Source organism: Bacillus sp. BC08 (assembly GCF_054326875.1).
In genome coordinates this window covers 1-14,957 of record NZ_JBTGPA010000038.1, presented here as the reverse complement: position 1 = coordinate 14,957, position 14,957 = coordinate 1, and the positions used below count along the sequence as shown (strand labels likewise).

At 37.1% G+C, this 14,957-nt stretch carries 16 protein-coding genes, 1 tRNA gene, 2 rRNA genes, 1 other RNA gene and 1 other annotated feature; of the genes, 16 read left to right on the top strand and 4 right to left on the bottom strand.

The genetic code is table 11. The annotated features are described in order from the left end of the window. A 5S ribosomal RNA gene (gene rrf, locus ACXVYO_RS26340) occupies positions 1-105 on the top strand; the annotation flags it as partial. Between the two features lie 34 nt (positions 106-139). On the opposite strand, the gene ACXVYO_RS26335 is transcribed toward rrf, so the two are convergent. Continuing rightward, a complete protein-coding gene (locus tag ACXVYO_RS26335; RefSeq protein ID WP_458469162.1) occupies positions 140-1,141 on the bottom strand; it encodes a YaaC family protein in 1,002 nt (333 codons plus the stop codon). Positions 1,142-1,256: 115 nt separating this feature from the next. Here ACXVYO_RS26335 and guaB point away from each other — a divergent pair, with 115 nt between their 5' ends. The 7 genes from guaB to ACXVYO_RS26300 all read left to right on the top strand — a co-directional run bounded on the left by guaB (position 1,257) and on the right by ACXVYO_RS26300 (position 8,207). Then, entirely contained in the window at positions 1,257-2,720 is a 1,464-nt protein-coding gene (gene guaB, locus ACXVYO_RS26330) for an IMP dehydrogenase (protein WP_000264076.1), read from the top strand. 113 nt (positions 2,721-2,833) lie between these two features. Then, positions 2,834-4,141 carry a D-alanyl-D-alanine carboxypeptidase DacA gene (dacA, locus tag ACXVYO_RS26325; RefSeq protein ID WP_458469164.1) on the top strand — a complete coding sequence of 436 codons (1,308 nt, stop codon included), beginning with the start codon at positions 2,834-2,836 and terminating at the stop codon, positions 4,139-4,141. Between the two features lie 161 nt (positions 4,142-4,302). After that, positions 4,303-5,190: a pyridoxal 5'-phosphate synthase lyase subunit PdxS gene (pdxS, locus tag ACXVYO_RS26320; RefSeq protein ID WP_458469161.1), complete on the top strand. Its 888-nt coding sequence runs from the start codon at positions 4,303-4,305 to the stop codon at positions 5,188-5,190. A gap of 18 nt (positions 5,191-5,208) precedes the next feature. Then, positions 5,209-5,799, top strand: coding sequence for a pyridoxal 5'-phosphate synthase glutaminase subunit PdxT (pdxT, locus tag ACXVYO_RS26315; protein WP_458469160.1), 591 nt, complete (start codon positions 5,209-5,211; stop codon positions 5,797-5,799). 54 nt (positions 5,800-5,853) lie between these two features. Continuing rightward, positions 5,854-6,075: a binding site (T-box leader), on the top strand. A 51-nt stretch (positions 6,076-6,126) separates the two neighbouring features. Then, on the top strand, positions 6,127-7,401 hold the full coding sequence (gene serS / locus ACXVYO_RS26310) for a serine--tRNA ligase (protein WP_000884184.1): 1,275 nt from the start codon (positions 6,127-6,129) through the stop codon (positions 7,399-7,401). Positions 7,402-7,555: 154 nt separating this feature from the next. Further along, positions 7,556-7,648: transfer RNA gene (locus ACXVYO_RS26305), tRNA-Ser, on the top strand. 166 nt (positions 7,649-7,814) lie between these two features. Continuing rightward, on the top strand, positions 7,815-8,207 hold the full coding sequence (locus tag ACXVYO_RS26300; protein ID WP_458469158.1) for a DUF3797 domain-containing protein: 393 nt from the start codon (positions 7,815-7,817) through the stop codon (positions 8,205-8,207). Positions 8,208-8,242: 35 nt separating this feature from the next. On the opposite strand, the gene ACXVYO_RS26295 is transcribed toward ACXVYO_RS26300, so the two are convergent. The 3 genes from ACXVYO_RS26295 to ACXVYO_RS26285 form a co-directional block, all read right to left on the bottom strand. Next, entirely contained in the window at positions 8,243-8,911 is a 669-nt protein-coding gene (locus tag ACXVYO_RS26295; protein WP_001053583.1) for a deoxynucleoside kinase, read from the bottom strand. Positions 8,912-8,913: 2 nt separating this feature from the next. Next, complete coding sequence (locus ACXVYO_RS26290; RefSeq protein WP_426833871.1) at positions 8,914-9,549, bottom strand: deoxynucleoside kinase; 636 nt, start codon at positions 9,547-9,549, stop codon at positions 8,914-8,916. 125 nt (positions 9,550-9,674) lie between these two features. After that, positions 9,675-10,214: an isochorismatase family cysteine hydrolase gene (locus ACXVYO_RS26285; RefSeq protein WP_458469156.1), complete on the bottom strand. Its 540-nt coding sequence runs from the start codon at positions 10,212-10,214 to the stop codon at positions 9,675-9,677. A gap of 107 nt (positions 10,215-10,321) precedes the next feature. Here ACXVYO_RS26285 and tadA point away from each other — a divergent pair, with 107 nt between their 5' ends. From tadA to ACXVYO_RS26245, 8 genes are all read left to right on the top strand, one after another. Continuing rightward, on the top strand, positions 10,322-10,822 hold the full coding sequence (gene tadA, locus ACXVYO_RS26280) for a tRNA adenosine(34) deaminase TadA (protein ID WP_063261963.1): 501 nt from the start codon (positions 10,322-10,324) through the stop codon (positions 10,820-10,822). A 79-nt stretch (positions 10,823-10,901) separates the two neighbouring features. Then, positions 10,902-11,166, top strand: an RNA gene (ffs, locus tag ACXVYO_RS26275) — signal recognition particle sRNA large type. A gap of 132 nt (positions 11,167-11,298) precedes the next feature. Beyond that, positions 11,299-12,987 carry a DNA polymerase III subunit gamma/tau gene (gene dnaX / locus ACXVYO_RS26270; protein ID WP_000121578.1) on the top strand — a complete coding sequence of 563 codons (1,689 nt, stop codon included), beginning with the start codon at positions 11,299-11,301 and terminating at the stop codon, positions 12,985-12,987. Between the two features lie 25 nt (positions 12,988-13,012). Further along, on the top strand, positions 13,013-13,339 hold the full coding sequence (locus tag ACXVYO_RS26265) for a YbaB/EbfC family nucleoid-associated protein (protein WP_170930109.1): 327 nt from the start codon (positions 13,013-13,015) through the stop codon (positions 13,337-13,339). Positions 13,340-13,353: 14 nt separating this feature from the next. Beyond that, complete coding sequence (gene recR / locus ACXVYO_RS26260) at positions 13,354-13,950, top strand: recombination protein RecR (RefSeq protein WP_000559169.1); 597 nt, start codon at positions 13,354-13,356, stop codon at positions 13,948-13,950. Between the two features lie 14 nt (positions 13,951-13,964). Continuing rightward, entirely contained in the window at positions 13,965-14,186 is a 222-nt protein-coding gene (locus ACXVYO_RS26255) for a YaaL family protein (protein WP_000466019.1), read from the top strand. Between the two features lie 216 nt (positions 14,187-14,402). After that, complete coding sequence (locus ACXVYO_RS26250; protein WP_458469154.1) at positions 14,403-14,672, top strand: pro-sigmaK processing inhibitor BofA family protein; 270 nt, start codon at positions 14,403-14,405, stop codon at positions 14,670-14,672. Between the two features lie 219 nt (positions 14,673-14,891). Then, positions 14,892-14,957 (top strand): 16S ribosomal RNA (locus tag ACXVYO_RS26245); the annotation flags it as partial.

Below are 14,957 nucleotides of genomic sequence, written 5' to 3'. Positions count from 1 at the left end.
TGGCAGAGAGGTCACACCCGTTCCCATACCGAACACGGAAGTTAAGCTCTCTAGCGCCGATGGTAGTTGGGACCTTGTCCCTGTGAGAGTAGGACGTCGCCAAGCAATTAAAAACACAAGTCTTTTGACTTGTGTTTTTTTATTTCCCATGAAATAGGATCGGTTCTGTTAGTAAAAAAGACGAAATATAGTAAGGGATTTTTTGAGCAGAAATAGTAAGAAATTGATAAATAAATGGATAATCTTCAGAGCCATAGCTCCCAAGTAAATCATACCACCAATCTGTTTCATATCTAGAAATCATGCTTAAATTGTAGAGCAATAAATAATGAACAAGAAGTTCAGGTAATACGGGTTTAGGATTTCTCGGGTCAGCTGGAATTGGTAAGTAATAAGTATCAGCAAGATATTCGTAGTATAAAGGCGTACTATATATAGGGTTCCACGACTGGATAGGAGCTGTAAAAAGCAAATTTGATCCGCTCGTTTTCCCGGGGACATGTTGTATGGATAAATGCTTACAAGTTGATTCAATGTAACGTGAAAATCTCTCTGTAGTCATATGAAGTCGATCTAGTATGTTGGCTGAAAAGGAAAGTTCATTTGTATTTGTTGAATCGATTTTATATAAAGTACCCCCTCTTTGACTGTAGCGAAATAAATTTTGTAATTCAGGAATATTTCCCATTAAATCCAACATGTTAAACTTCTCTGCTTCTAAGTGTTTCATGTGAAACAGCTGTTCTGCAATATGAGTAAATAATCCGTTTTTTTGTACCTTTACCTCATCTTCTAAAAATTGATATCCCTGTTTTTTTCGTTTACGAGTTGTAACACCATGAGCTAAAACAGTAGTGGATTCTGGATAGTTCGGATCAATAGTTAGTAAGCAGGCTTTAAAAAGTTGGCTCATTCCATAAAACAATAACATTGGCTGAATCGAAAAGGGGGCTACCTTATATAATTCATAATAGTTTTTCCCGTGTTCTAAGTAATAAATAAAGGGATAACAATTTTCGAAACTTTTTTTTTCAGCATCTTGTATGGAGGATTTTTCATAACAACGGGCAAGATAACGTTGTACATTTTGAGATGAAAAGAAGAAACTTAGTTGCTGCCAAGTACAATGTGTTTGATGCATATATTACGCTCCTTTTATTGTCTAAAAATTCTAACATATATATACGTCCTTGACAGTATTTTAACCAATTGATAAGCTACTAATAATAATTTCTGGTATCATGGGGGGAACAATTATGTGGGAATCTAAATTTGTTAAAGAAGGTTTGACTTTTGATGACGTATTACTTGTACCAGCAAAGTCAGATGTACTACCAAGAGAAGTAAGTGTTAAAACAGTTTTATCTGAAAGCTTACAGTTAAACATCCCGTTAATTAGTGCAGGAATGGATACAGTAACAGAAGCTGATATGGCTATTGCAATGGCTCGTCAAGGCGGTTTAGGAATTATTCATAAAAACATGTCTATTGAACAACAAGCAGAGCAAGTTGATAAAGTAAAACGTTCTGAAAGTGGTGTTATTTCAGATCCTTTCTTTTTAACTCCAGAACATCAAGTATATGATGCAGAACATCTTATGGGAAAATACCGTATCTCAGGTGTACCGGTTGTAAATAATTTAGACGAGCGAAAATTAGTTGGTATTATTACAAACCGTGATATGCGTTTTATCCAAGACTACTCAATCAAAATTTCCGACGTAATGACAAAAGAAAAGCTAATTACAGCTCCAGTTGGTACAACACTGGAAGAAGCTGAAAAGATCCTACAAAAGTATAAAATTGAAAAACTCCCTCTTGTTGATAACAACGGTGTATTACAAGGGCTTATTACAATAAAAGATATTGAAAAAGTAATTGAATTCCCAAATTCTGCGAAGGATAAGCAAGGACGCTTATTAGTTGGAGCAGCGGTTGGTGTAACGGCTGATGCTATGCTTCGTATCGACGCATTAGTAAAAGCTAGCGTAGATGCAATCGTACTTGATACAGCTCATGGACATTCTCAAGGTGTTATTGATAAGGTAAAAGAAGTTCGTGCGAAATATCCATCACTAAATATTATCGCTGGAAATGTTGCTACTGCTGAAGCAACGAAAGCATTAATTGAAGCAGGTGCAAACGTAGTTAAAGTTGGTATTGGACCAGGATCTATCTGTACGACACGTGTTGTAGCTGGCGTTGGTGTACCACAATTAACAGCAGTTTATGATTGTGCAACAGAAGCTCGTAAACACGGTATTCCAGTTATTGCTGATGGTGGTGTTAAGTACTCTGGTGACATGGTAAAAGCTTTAGCAGCAGGAGCACACGTTGTTATGCTAGGTAGTATGTTTGCTGGTGTTGCTGAAAGCCCTGGAGAAACTGAAATTTACCAAGGTCGTCAATTTAAAGTATATCGTGGTATGGGTTCTGTCGGAGCGATGGAAAAAGGAAGTAAAGACCGTTACTTCCAAGAAGGAAATAAGAAACTTGTTCCAGAAGGTATTGAAGGTCGTGTACCATATAAAGGGCCTTTAGCAGATACAGTTCATCAATTAGTTGGTGGATTACGTGCCGGTATGGGATATTGCGGAGCACAGAATTTAGAATTCTTACGTGAGAATGCACAATTCATTCGTATGTCAGGTGCTGGTTTACGTGAAAGCCACCCTCATCACGTACAAATTACAAAAGAGGCTCCAAACTACTCATTATAATGTCTTATATACAAATAGACAGAGATTTGATATCTCTGTCTATTTTTTTTTGATTATGTTAGAATAACGGTTATGTGAGTACATAGATATTGGGGGTAACAAACGTGAAAGGTATGTTTTGCAAAAGATTCATTGCTTTAGTAACAGTGCTTACACTAGCTTGTAGCATTTTTATACCATATAGCAATGCATCAGCTGAAACAGGAGCTGCTTTAAACATTGAAGCAGGTGCGGCAATTTTAGTAGAAGCGAATTCTGGGAAAATTTTATATCAAAAGAATGCAGATGAATTATTATCCATTGCTAGTATGACGAAGATGATGAGTGAATATTTAGTTCACGAAGCAGTGGATAAAGGAAAACTTAAGTGGGATCAAAAAATTAAGGTTTCTGAATATGCGTATAAAGTTTCACAAGATGCTTCATTATCAAATGTTGCATTAGAAAACGGTGGCACTTATACAGTAAAAGAGCTATACGAAGCAATGGCAATCTTTTCTGCAAATGGTGCAACAATTGCATTAGCAGAAGCAATTGCAGGTAAAGAAGTAGACTTCGTAAAAATGATGAATGATAAATCAAAAGAACTAGGGTTGAAAAATTATAAATTTGTCAATTCTACAGGTTTAACGAACAAAGATTTAAAGGGAATGCATCCTGAAGGAACAACAGCGGATGAGGAAAATAAAATGTCTGCAAAGGATGTTGCAACTTTAGCACAACATTTAATTAAAGATTATCCAAAAGTGTTAGATACAGCAAAAATCCCGAAAAAAGAATTCCGTCCAGAAAAAGAGAAGTTTGCAATGTCGAACTGGAACTGGATGTTAAAGGGCTTAGTGAAAGAATATGATGGCGTTGATGGCCTGAAAACAGGCTCGACTCCAGAAGCAGGGGATTGTTTCACTGGTACGGTTGAAAGAAATGGTATGCGTTTTATTTCTGTAGTTATTAAAACAAGTTCTCATACAGCACGTTTTGATGAAACAAAGAAGCTATATGATTATGGATTTGCTAACTTTGAAATGAAGCAAATATATAAAAAAGATTCTTCAGTAAAAGGACAAGAAACAGTACGAGTAGAAAATGCTAAAGATAAAGATGTAGCAGTTCAAACAAAACAAGCTGTTTCACTTCCAGTGCCAAAGGGAAGTAAAGGTGCTTATAAAACAGAATTAAAAGAAGCAGGTAAGGGACAAGAAGCACCGATTAAAAAGGGAGCTGCACTTGGCCAAATGGTAATCACACCAAAAGACGTGAATGATCCTGGATTTTTATCTGGTAAGTCATTACAAATAGATCTTGTAACAACATCTGCAGTAGAAGAAGCGAATTGGTTTACTCGTTCTATGCGTGGAATTGGTTCTTTCTTTAGTGGTATATGGAATAGTGCTGTTGATACAGTAAAAGGTTGGTTTTAAAAGCTCCTCATTGTAGGGGCTTTTTCTTATTCCTATTTTTCATACCGACTTTATGAAAAAGTAGTAGACAAGCATCTGATAGTTAGTGGTAGAATGTAAGAGTATTCTTAATTTTCGCCTTTAACGGGGAAAAGCAATTCACCTAGGGGGGTTTTTGTAACATGACAAATGTAACAGGGACAGAACGTGTAAAACGTGGAATGGCAGAAATGCAAAAAGGCGGCGTTATTATGGACGTAATTAACGCTGAACAAGCAAAAATTGCAGAAGAGGCAGGCGCAGTTGCCGTTATGGCACTAGAGCGTGTACCAGCAGATATTCGTGCAGCAGGTGGCGTTTCTCGTATGGCAGACCCAACAATCGTTGAAGAAGTTATGGGTGCAGTGTCAATTCCGGTTATGGCAAAATGCCGTATCGGTCACCTTGTAGAAGCACGTGTATTAGAATCATTAGGGGTAGACTATATCGATGAGAGTGAAGTATTAACTCCTGCTGATGAAGTATACCATTTAAATAAACGTGATTACACAGTTCCGTTTGTATGTGGTTGCCGTGATATCGGAGAAGCTGCACGTCGTATTGCAGAAGGTGCATCTATGCTTCGTACAAAAGGTGAACCAGGAACAGGAAACATTGTAGAGGCAGTGCGTCATATGCGCCAAGTCAATGCAGAAATCCGTCAAGTTGCAAGTTTACGTGAAGATGAGTTAATGACATATGCAAAAAATACTGGTGCTCCTTATGAAGTACTACTTGAAATTAAACGCCTTGGTCGTTTGCCGGTTGTAAACTTCGCAGCAGGTGGTGTAGCAACACCAGCAGATGCAGCGTTAATGATGCAACTTGGTGCGGATGGTGTATTTGTTGGATCTGGTATCTTCAAATCAGAAAATCCAGAGAAATTTGCACGCGCAATCGTTGAAGCGACGACTCATTATGAGGATTATCAACTAATTGCAAGCCTTTCTAAAGGATTAGGTAATGCGATGAAAGGTATCGAAATTTCAACGTTATTACCAGAACAACGCATGCAAGAGCGTGGATGGTAATTGAAGGAGAACTTTAAAATGGTGAAAATCGGTGTACTAGGTCTTCAAGGTGCAGTTCGTGAGCATGTGAAATCAGTTGAAGCAAGTGGTGCAGAAGCTGTTGTTGTAAAGCGTATTGAGCAACTTGAAGAGATTGATGGTCTTATTTTACCAGGCGGTGAAAGTACAACAATGCGCCGTCTTATTGATAAGTATGCTTTCATGGAACCACTTCGTACATTCGCGAAGTCTGGTAAACCAATGTTTGGTACATGTGCAGGTATGATTCTTCTTGCAAAAACACTTATTGGCTATGAAGAAGCACATATTGGTGCTATGGATATTACAGTAGAGCGCAATGCGTTCGGACGCCAAAAAGATAGCTTTGAAGCTGCACTTTCAATTAAAAGTGTAGGAGAAGACTTTATTGGTGTATTTATCCGTGCCCCGTATGTTGTACATGTGGCTGATGATGTTGAAGTACTTTCCACACATGGTGATCGAATGGTAGCGGTAAAACAAAATCAGTTTTTAGCTGCTTCATTCCATCCAGAATTAACGGATGATCATCGTGTGACAGCATACTTTGTAGAAATGGTAAAAGAAGCGAAAATGAAAAAAGTTGTATAAGTAACTTGCAACTTGTATAAGATTATAGTAAATTGATGGTAACAATTTTATAAAATAAGCGTGTTGATAGGAAGTAGTAACAAATGCCGTTTCTTATAGAGAGTCGATGGTTGGTGGAAATCGATAGAAACAGTTTGTGAATCCATCCTGGAATGGAATGTGGAATATCTTTATGATTAGTAAACATTCCCGGTGAAGAGCCGTTATTTCTACTTGAGAGGAAGGCGGTAATGCTTTCAACTAGGGTGGCAACGCGGGTTAACTCCCGTCCCTTTATATAGGGACGGGAGTTTTTTGTGTTTTATAAAATAAAAGGAGGAGTATATAATGCTTGATATTAAATTTTTACGTACAAATTTTGAAGAAGTAAAAGCAAAGTTACAGCATAGAGGCGAAGATTTAACTGATTTTGGTCGTTTTGAAGAGCTGGATACGAGAAGAAGAGAATTACTTGTTCAAACAGAGGAACTAAAAAGTAAACGTAACGAAGTATCTCAACAAATCTCTGTATTGAAGCGCGAAAAGAAAGATGCAGAAGCTCTAATTCTAGAAATGCGTGAAGTTGGAGAAAAAGTAAAAGATCTTGATAATGAACTTCGTACAGTTGAAGAAGATTTAGAAAGATTAATGTTATCTATTCCAAATATCCCCCATGAATCTGCTCCAGTTGGTGAAACAGAAGATGATAATGTAGTAGCACGTACTTGGGGAGAAGTGAAAGAATTTGCTTATGAACCAAAACCACATTGGGATCTTGCTACAGATTTAGGAATTTTAGATTTTGAGCGTGCTGGGAAAGTAACGGGAAGCCGCTTCGTATTCTATAAAGGTGCTGGCGCAAGATTAGAGCGTGCTTTAATTAGCTTTATGCTTGATCTTCATACTGACGAACATGGATACGAAGAAGTGTTACCTCCGTATATGGTAAATCGTGCAAGTATGACAGGAACAGGACAACTTCCGAAATTTGAAGAAGATGCATTCCGTATCGAAAGTGAAGATTACTTCTTAATTCCAACAGCTGAAGTACCTGTAACGAATATGCACCGTGATGAAATCTTAAATAAAGAGCAATTGCCTATACGATATGCTGCATTTAGCTCTTGTTTCCGTTCTGAAGCAGGTTCAGCTGGCCGTGATACACGTGGCTTAATTCGTCAGCATCAGTTCAACAAAGTAGAGCTTGTAAAATTCGTAAAACCAGAAGATTCTTATGAAGAGTTAGAAAAACTAACAAATGATGCAGAACGCGTGTTACAATTATTAGAGTTGCCATATCGCGTTATGAGCATGTGCACAGGCGATTTAGGATTTACAGCAGCGAAGAAATACGATATCGAAGTATGGATTCCAAGCTATGGCACATATCGTGAGATTTCTTCTTGTAGTAATTTTGAGGCTTTCCAAGCGAGACGTGCAAATATCCGTTTCCGTCGTGAGCCAAACGGAAAACCAGAACATGTTCATACATTAAATGGATCTGGTCTTGCAATTGGACGTACGGTTGCAGCTATTTTAGAGAACTACCAACAAGAAGATGGTACAATTATAATTCCAGAAGTTCTTCGCCCTTATATGGGAGGAAAAACAGTTATTAAGTAAATATAAACATTCATCGGTATGAGTGATTGGTAATTATGAGCGTTGTCAGTACTATAATGTAGGAGAGGAAAAGAAAAATTTTCCTTTCCTCATAATTTATTTTAGTAGGGTTGACTAACTGTTTTTCTTTTGATATTATATTTGATGTCAATATGGAGGTATACCCAAGTCTGGCTGAAGGGATCGGTCTTGAAAACCGACAGGCGGCGAGAGTCGCGCGGGGGTTCGAATCCCTCTACCTCCTCCAGATATAATTGACAACAGCGCATATAAGTGGAGATTGGAGAACTCGTTACCAACACGTAACGAGTTTTTATTTTAAAACCAATCATAAAGTATGGTGTAAGGAGATTTTCCCCTTATTACACACTCATATTCCGATGATTATCTTCATAGATATGAAAGGAGTCAACATGGATCTTATTATACAAACGTTTCCTTTAGATGGAAAAACTTTATATTATGTACAATGTCCTGTCTGTAAGAACAATAGAATTTTAAACAGTGGTGCAAATGTTTCTCGTATTATTAGCGATGATACATTCCGTAAACTTTGTGGTTGCACTTGTGATGTAAAGCAAACTGCGACAAAAGTAGAGGTGCCAAAAAAAGTTGAAAAGACAGCTGTAAAGAAAGAAGCAGCCCCAAAACGTACAGGTAAAGTATTAACAGCAGTGATTAACGGGAAAGAAATGACTGTTAAAGAGATTGCTGAAACATACGATATTAGTACAAGTACTGTTCGTCAGCGTATTAATGCTGGAAAACCTGAGAGTGAAATTATTGCTCCGACAAAAAAGAAGTAATTTAATAGAAAAACCCGTGCGTATGCACGGGTTTTTTATTTTACAAGTTTACGTGTTTGTTTTAAAAAATGGCCAATTTTTTTAATGATTGGTTCAATTGAATCACCATCTTTTAAAATATCGTATTCATTAATGTTTAATCGTAAAACAGGGCATGCATTAAAGTTATTAATCCAGTTTTCGTAACGGCCATGCATCTCTTTCCAATACTCAATCGGTGTTTGTTGTTCCATCGGACGTCCACGCTCTTGGATACGATCAACAATATCATCGAAAGAACCTTCTAAGTAAATTAATAAATCAGGATGAGGGAAGTAAGGAGTCATGACCATAGCGTCAAATAAACCTTTGTATGTTTCATAATCAGTTTCTGTCATTGTACCTTTTTCATGATGCATCTTTGCGAAAATTCCAGTGTCTTCATAGATAGAGCGATCTTGAACAAAACCGCCACCGTATTCGAAAATTCTTTTTTGTTCTTTAAATCGTTCTGCTAAAAAGTACACTTGCAAGTGAAAGCTCCAGCGTGTGAAATCAGCATAGAACTTGTCCAAATACGGGTTAGAGTCTACCTTTTCAAATGATGTGCGATAGCCTAAAGCGTTAGCTAATGCAGTTGTCATAGTTGATTTACCGACACCTACTGTTCCAGCAATAGTGATTACTGCGTCATTTGGTATATCATATTTTTGCCTTAAATTCATTATTATTTCGACTCCTTTAAGAGAGTATTTTGAAGGGCGGATAGGATGACGTTTAAATCATCAGGATTTTTTACAAAATCCATATCGTCTCCGTTAAATTTCAATACTGGGATATCCGGATGATCCTTTTTAAAAGTATCCATTGCCGTTTCGTAATCTTTTGTGAGCTGTAGTAAGTAATTTGGATCCATATTTTTTTCGAATTCTCTTCCGCGCTTTGCAATTCGTGCTTGTAATGTTTCCAAGCTAGCTGTTAAATAAACGATTACGTTTGGTACAGGCATATCTTGTGTAAGAATACGATAGATTTGCATGTACTTATCGTATTGAGAATCTTTTAATGTACGGGATGCGAAAATTAGATTTTTAAATATATGATAATCTGCTACTACTGGCTTCCTTTGATTCAAAAACTTTATGTTAATATCTTCTAATTGTTTGTATCTATTACAAAGAAAGAACATCTCTGTTTGAAAACTCCATTCGTCGATGTCTTCATAGAACTTTCCTAAAAAAGGGTTTTCATCAACAATCTCTTTTAGTAAGTGGAGTTGCATGTGAGTTGAAATTTCCTTCGCAAGTGAAGTTTTTCCAACACCAATTGGTCCTTCAACCGTGATAAATGGTACTCCGGTCACGCTGTTTCCTCCTTTCAATCAGTGATTTACCGTGACTACTAAAAACACAAAACAGAATTATTGTAGCACAAGAGGGAAGCGAGCGGGTTAATTTGATATAAAAAGTTAGCAAATAGATATATGTATTAATTAATTTTTAATTGAGATGACGGTACTATATTTGCTTTTAATGTGGTTTCCATTATTTTTAAAGCATGTAAGTTATCCTGATCATGATTAGAGGCAATACAGTCCTGTGGTACATGCAGTGTATAATTTCTCATATGAGCATCGTTAGCGGTAAAGAGGATACATATATTCCCTGCGACTCCTGTTAATATGAGATTTTCTATTTTTAAATAGCCTAATAAAGAATTTAAAGGTGTTTCATAAAAAGCAGAGTAATGTGGTTTAATAAAAATGTAATCATCAGAATTTGGGGCAATCTTACGAATAATATTTTCACTATACTCATTTGTACAATGAGTAATTAGTTGGTCAATATCAGATCTCCAAAGTTGATAATGGTCATTAACATAAATTATGGGATAGCCAAGGGATTTCATTGTATTCTTTAATTGTAAAATAGGGTTTATTATAATTTCGCATTTTTTGGCTAGGGTGGGCCCGTGTGAAAATTGAAAGTCATTAATCATATCGATAATAAGTAAAGCAGTATTCTTCATATGTAATCCCCTCTCTTTTTTATTAGGGTGGATTGAATTTGTAAAAGTTATCCCATGTGTAGTAAATGAAAATTAGTGTACTTTATTTGTAATGAAAGGACTATGGTATGGAACACGATCAAGATATTTATTTTATGCAGTTAGCAATAGAAGAGGCTAAAAAGGCAGAGGCAATACAAGAAGTACCGATTGGTGCAGTTATAGTGTTAGATGGTGAAGTAATTAGTGTTGCTCATAATTTAAGGGAAACTGAGCAAAGGTCAATAGCGCACGCTGAGTTGTTAGCTATTGATGAAGCTTGCAAAAAATTAGGGACATGGCGTTTAGAAGATGCGACATTATATGTAACATTAGAGCCTTGTCCGATGTGTGCGGGTGGAATTGTTTTATCACGAGTGAAGCGAGTTGTATATGGTGCAAGTGATCCGAAAGGTGGATGTGCAGGGACATTGATGAATCTTTTAACGGATGAACGCTTTAATCATCAGTGTGAAGTAGTGGCTGGTGTATTAGAAGAAGAATGCGGTACGTTGTTAACAAACTTTTTTAGAGAGCTTCGAAAAAAAAGAAAAGCGAGCAAGAAATTAGAGAAAAGCAAAGAGAATTAAGGTATTTGCATTTTATAAAAAAACAAGTTATACTGATAATGCCTTTAATGAAGGCAACCGAATATTGGTTTTAACTTTGCCGTGCTAAGCGGGGAGGTAGCGGTGCCCTATACTCGCAATCCGCTCTAGCGAGGCCGAATCCCTTCTCGAGGTTATGTTGCTGTAAGGTCTGCCTTAAGTAAGTGGTGTTGACGTTTGGGTCCTGCGCAACGGGACCCCGTGAACCTTGTCAGGTCCGGAAGGAAGCAGCAATAAGCGGGTCTTCTCGTGTGCCGCAGGAGTGCCTGAACCGAGCTAACTGCTTGAGTAACGCTTATGGTACGTAATCGACAGAAGGTGCACGGCAGTTATATATGTATACAAAACTCACCTTAATATTAAGGTGGGTTTTTTGTATAGAAAATAACTTTTGGAATCTATAAACAGAATGGGTTATAATAAATGAGATAATAACCTTTGAGGGAGGCCGTATTTTCGTGTCATACCAAGCGTTATACCGAACATGGAGACCGCAAAAGTTTGAAGATGTAGTTGGTCAAAAGCACGTGACAAAAACGTTGCAAAATGCCCTTCTTCAAGAGAAAGTTTCACATGCTTATTTATTTTCTGGGCCGAGGGGAACAGGAAAAACGACAATTGCAAAAGTATTTGCAAAAGCAATCAACTGTGAACATGCTCCGGTAGCTGAACCTTGTAATGAATGTCCTTCTTGTTTGGGGATTACACAAGGATCCATTTCAGATGTATTAGAAATTGATGCGGCTTCAAATAACGGTGTAGATGAAATTCGAGATATTAGAGATAAAGTAAAATATGCTCCAAGTGCTGTAGAATATAAAGTATATATTATTGATGAAGTCCACATGCTTTCCATGGGTGCCTTCAATGCGCTTTTAAAAACGTTAGAAGAGCCGCCAGGACATGTCATCTTTATTTTGGCGACAACAGAACCGCATAAGATTCCGCCTACAATCATTTCACGTTGCCAGCGTTTTGAATTTCGAAAAATATCAGTAAATGATATTGTTGAGAGATTATCGACGGTTGTGACGAATGAAGGTACGCAAGTAGAAGATGAGGCGTTACAAATTGTTGCACGTGCCGCTGAGGGTGGTATGCGTGATGCGCTTAGTCTTATTGATCAGGCAATATCTTATAGTGATGAGACAGTTACGACAGAAGATGTATTAGCTGTAACAGGTTCTGTTTCCCAGCAATACTTAGGTAACTTAGTAGAATGTATACGTGAAAATGATGTATCAAGAGCATTACGTATCATAGATGAGATGATGGGTAAAGGGAAAGATCCAGTTCGTTTTATGGAGGATTTCATTTACTATTATCGCGATATGCTTTTATATCAAACTTCACCACAACTGGAACATATGTTGGAACGAGTAATGGTAGATGAGCAATTCCGGATGTTAAGTGAAGAAATGCAACCGGAAGTAATCTATGAAATCATTCATACTCTTAGTAAGGGACAACAGGAAATGAAGTGGACAAATCATCCGCGCATTTTCTTAGAAGTTGTTATGGTGCAACTGTGTCAACAGTTTATGATGCAAGCGAACGGTGCAGATCGTTTACAAGCAATTATGAACAGGATGCAGCAATTGGAGAAAGAGTTAGAAGAAGTTAAAAAGAATGGTGTGCCGGCTGGTGTGCAGCAGGAAGTCAGAGAGACACGTGCAACACCAAAGCCAGTGCGTACAGGTAGTATGAAGATTCCTGTCGGGCGCGTAAATGAAGTGTTAAAGCAAGCGAAGCGTCAGGATTTAGAACAATTAAAAGCTGTGTGGGGTGAGTTGTTAGGAAGACTCAAAGCATACAACAAAGTAGCGTTTGCTGTTTTATTAGAAAATAGCGAACCGGTAGCGGCTTCGGATGATACTTACGTTTTAGCGTTTCAATATGAGATTCACTGTAAAATGGCAAGCGAGAATCGAGAAGCCATGGATACAGTGGAACAAGCTTTATTTGAATTGCTAAGTAAAAGATTAAATATGATTGCCATTCCAAAAAGTGAATGGGGTAAAATCCGTGAAGATTTTTTACAGCGTGAAGGTGGGAATGCCGAAGAAAGCCCAGAGAAAAAAGAAGATCCTCTTATAGAAGAGGCGGTAAAATTAGTAGGGCAAGAACTTATTGAAATAAAAGAGTAATAATAATTAGGAGGAATTAATTATGATGCGTGGCGGAATGGGAAATATGAATAATATGATGAAACAAATGCAAAAGATGCAAAAAGATATGGCAAAAGCGCAAGAAGAACTTGGAGAAAAAACAGTTGAAGGTACAGCTGGCGGCGGTATGATTACAGTTATTGCAAATGGTCATAAGCAAATTCTTGAAGTGAAAGTTAAAGAAGAAGTTGTAGATCCAGAAGATATCGAAATGTTACAAGACCTAGTATTAGCTGCAACAAATGATGCACTTAAAAAAGCTGATGAACTTTCAAATTCTACAATGGGTAAATTTACAAAAGGCTTAAACTTACCAGGTGGAATGTTCTAGGAGGATATTGATATATGCATTATCCAGAACCAATATCAAAACTAATTGATAGTTTTATGAAATTGCCAGGAATCGGACCGAAAACAGCGGTTCGATTGGCATTTTTCGTATTAGATATGAAAGAAGATGATGTGTTAGGTTTTGCAAAAGCACTTGTGAATGCAAAGCGAGATTTAGCGTATTGTTCTGTATGCGGACATATTACTGACCGCGATCCTTGTTATATTTGTAATGATTCACATCGAGATCAATCGGTTGTTTGTGTTGTGCAGGAACCGAAAGATGTAATCGCAATGGAAAAGATGAAAGAGTATCAAGGTGTATATCATGTGTTACGTGGTGCGATTTCTCCAATGGAGGGAATTGGACCAGAAGACATTAATATCCCGCAACTTTTAAAGCGACTGCACGATGAAACGGTACAAGAAGTGATATTGGCAACAAACCCTAATATTGAAGGGGAAGCTACAGCGATGTATATATCCCGCCTCTTAAAGCCGACAGGTATTAAAGTAACTCGTATTGCACATGGTCTGCCAGTGGGTGGAGATTTAGAATATGCAGATGAAGTGACACTGTCGAAAGCGTTAGAAGGTCGTAGAGAAGTATAAGAGGAGAAACAAAAATGTTCTTTCAAAAAAAGGGTAAATTGCGCAAAGAGTATGATGATAAACTAATTGTACTATTAGAAAAAGTAAAGAATGAATGGTTACGTCAGAAGAGAATGGTTGAACAAAGTGTGGAACCATCTCAAGATGTGATTTGTTCTTTGAAAATAGCAGAGGCAAAATATTTCTTCTTGTTAAAAGAAGCAAAACGTCGCCCTGTAAAAATGGAACAATGGTAAAAGGTTCTGCTGAAAAAGCAGAACCTTTTATTTTATTCGTTAAACATTTAGTGGTTACTTCGTTTGGAAAGAACGAATAGTGGTTTTTATGAAGGAACTGTTGTCGAATAAAGGTGAACGAGATAAAACGACCGGAGTTTATATGATACATGTTCTTTTTTATCGTCTTGTCCCATACAAATGAGTGTGTATAGGTCATTCGTAAGGAGGAAGAAAATGAATTCTACAATTGTTATTGTTGGTATTCTTACTCTAGTTTTTATTTTTCTTGTTTTTGGTGTTTCTTCAAAGCCATTACGTTTTATAGGAAAAGCGCTTTTTCACGTTACTTTGGGAATAGCATTGCTCTTTATCGTAAATGTTATAGGAACATATTTTGATTTTCATATTCCAATTAACTTTGGTACAGCAGCAATCACAAGTTTATTAGGTCTACCCGGTGTTGCTGCATTAGTGGTTATTAAGCTTTATATCATGCCAAGATAAAATTATTTTGGCTTTTTTTTAAAAAGTATTGACGAACAAATGATTAATATGATAAATTAATAAGCGTCGTCAGGAACGAAAGAAAAAAGTTGTTGACAGATTTAACGCAAAATGTTAAATTATAAAAGTCGCTGAAACGCGATGTTGAACTTTGAAAACTAAACGAAACAAACAACGTGAAACGTCAATTTTTATTTTTAGATGCTAGACAAACTAACTTTATTGGAGAGTTTGATCCTGGCTCAGGATGAACGCTGGCGGCGTGCCTAATACATGCAAGTCGAG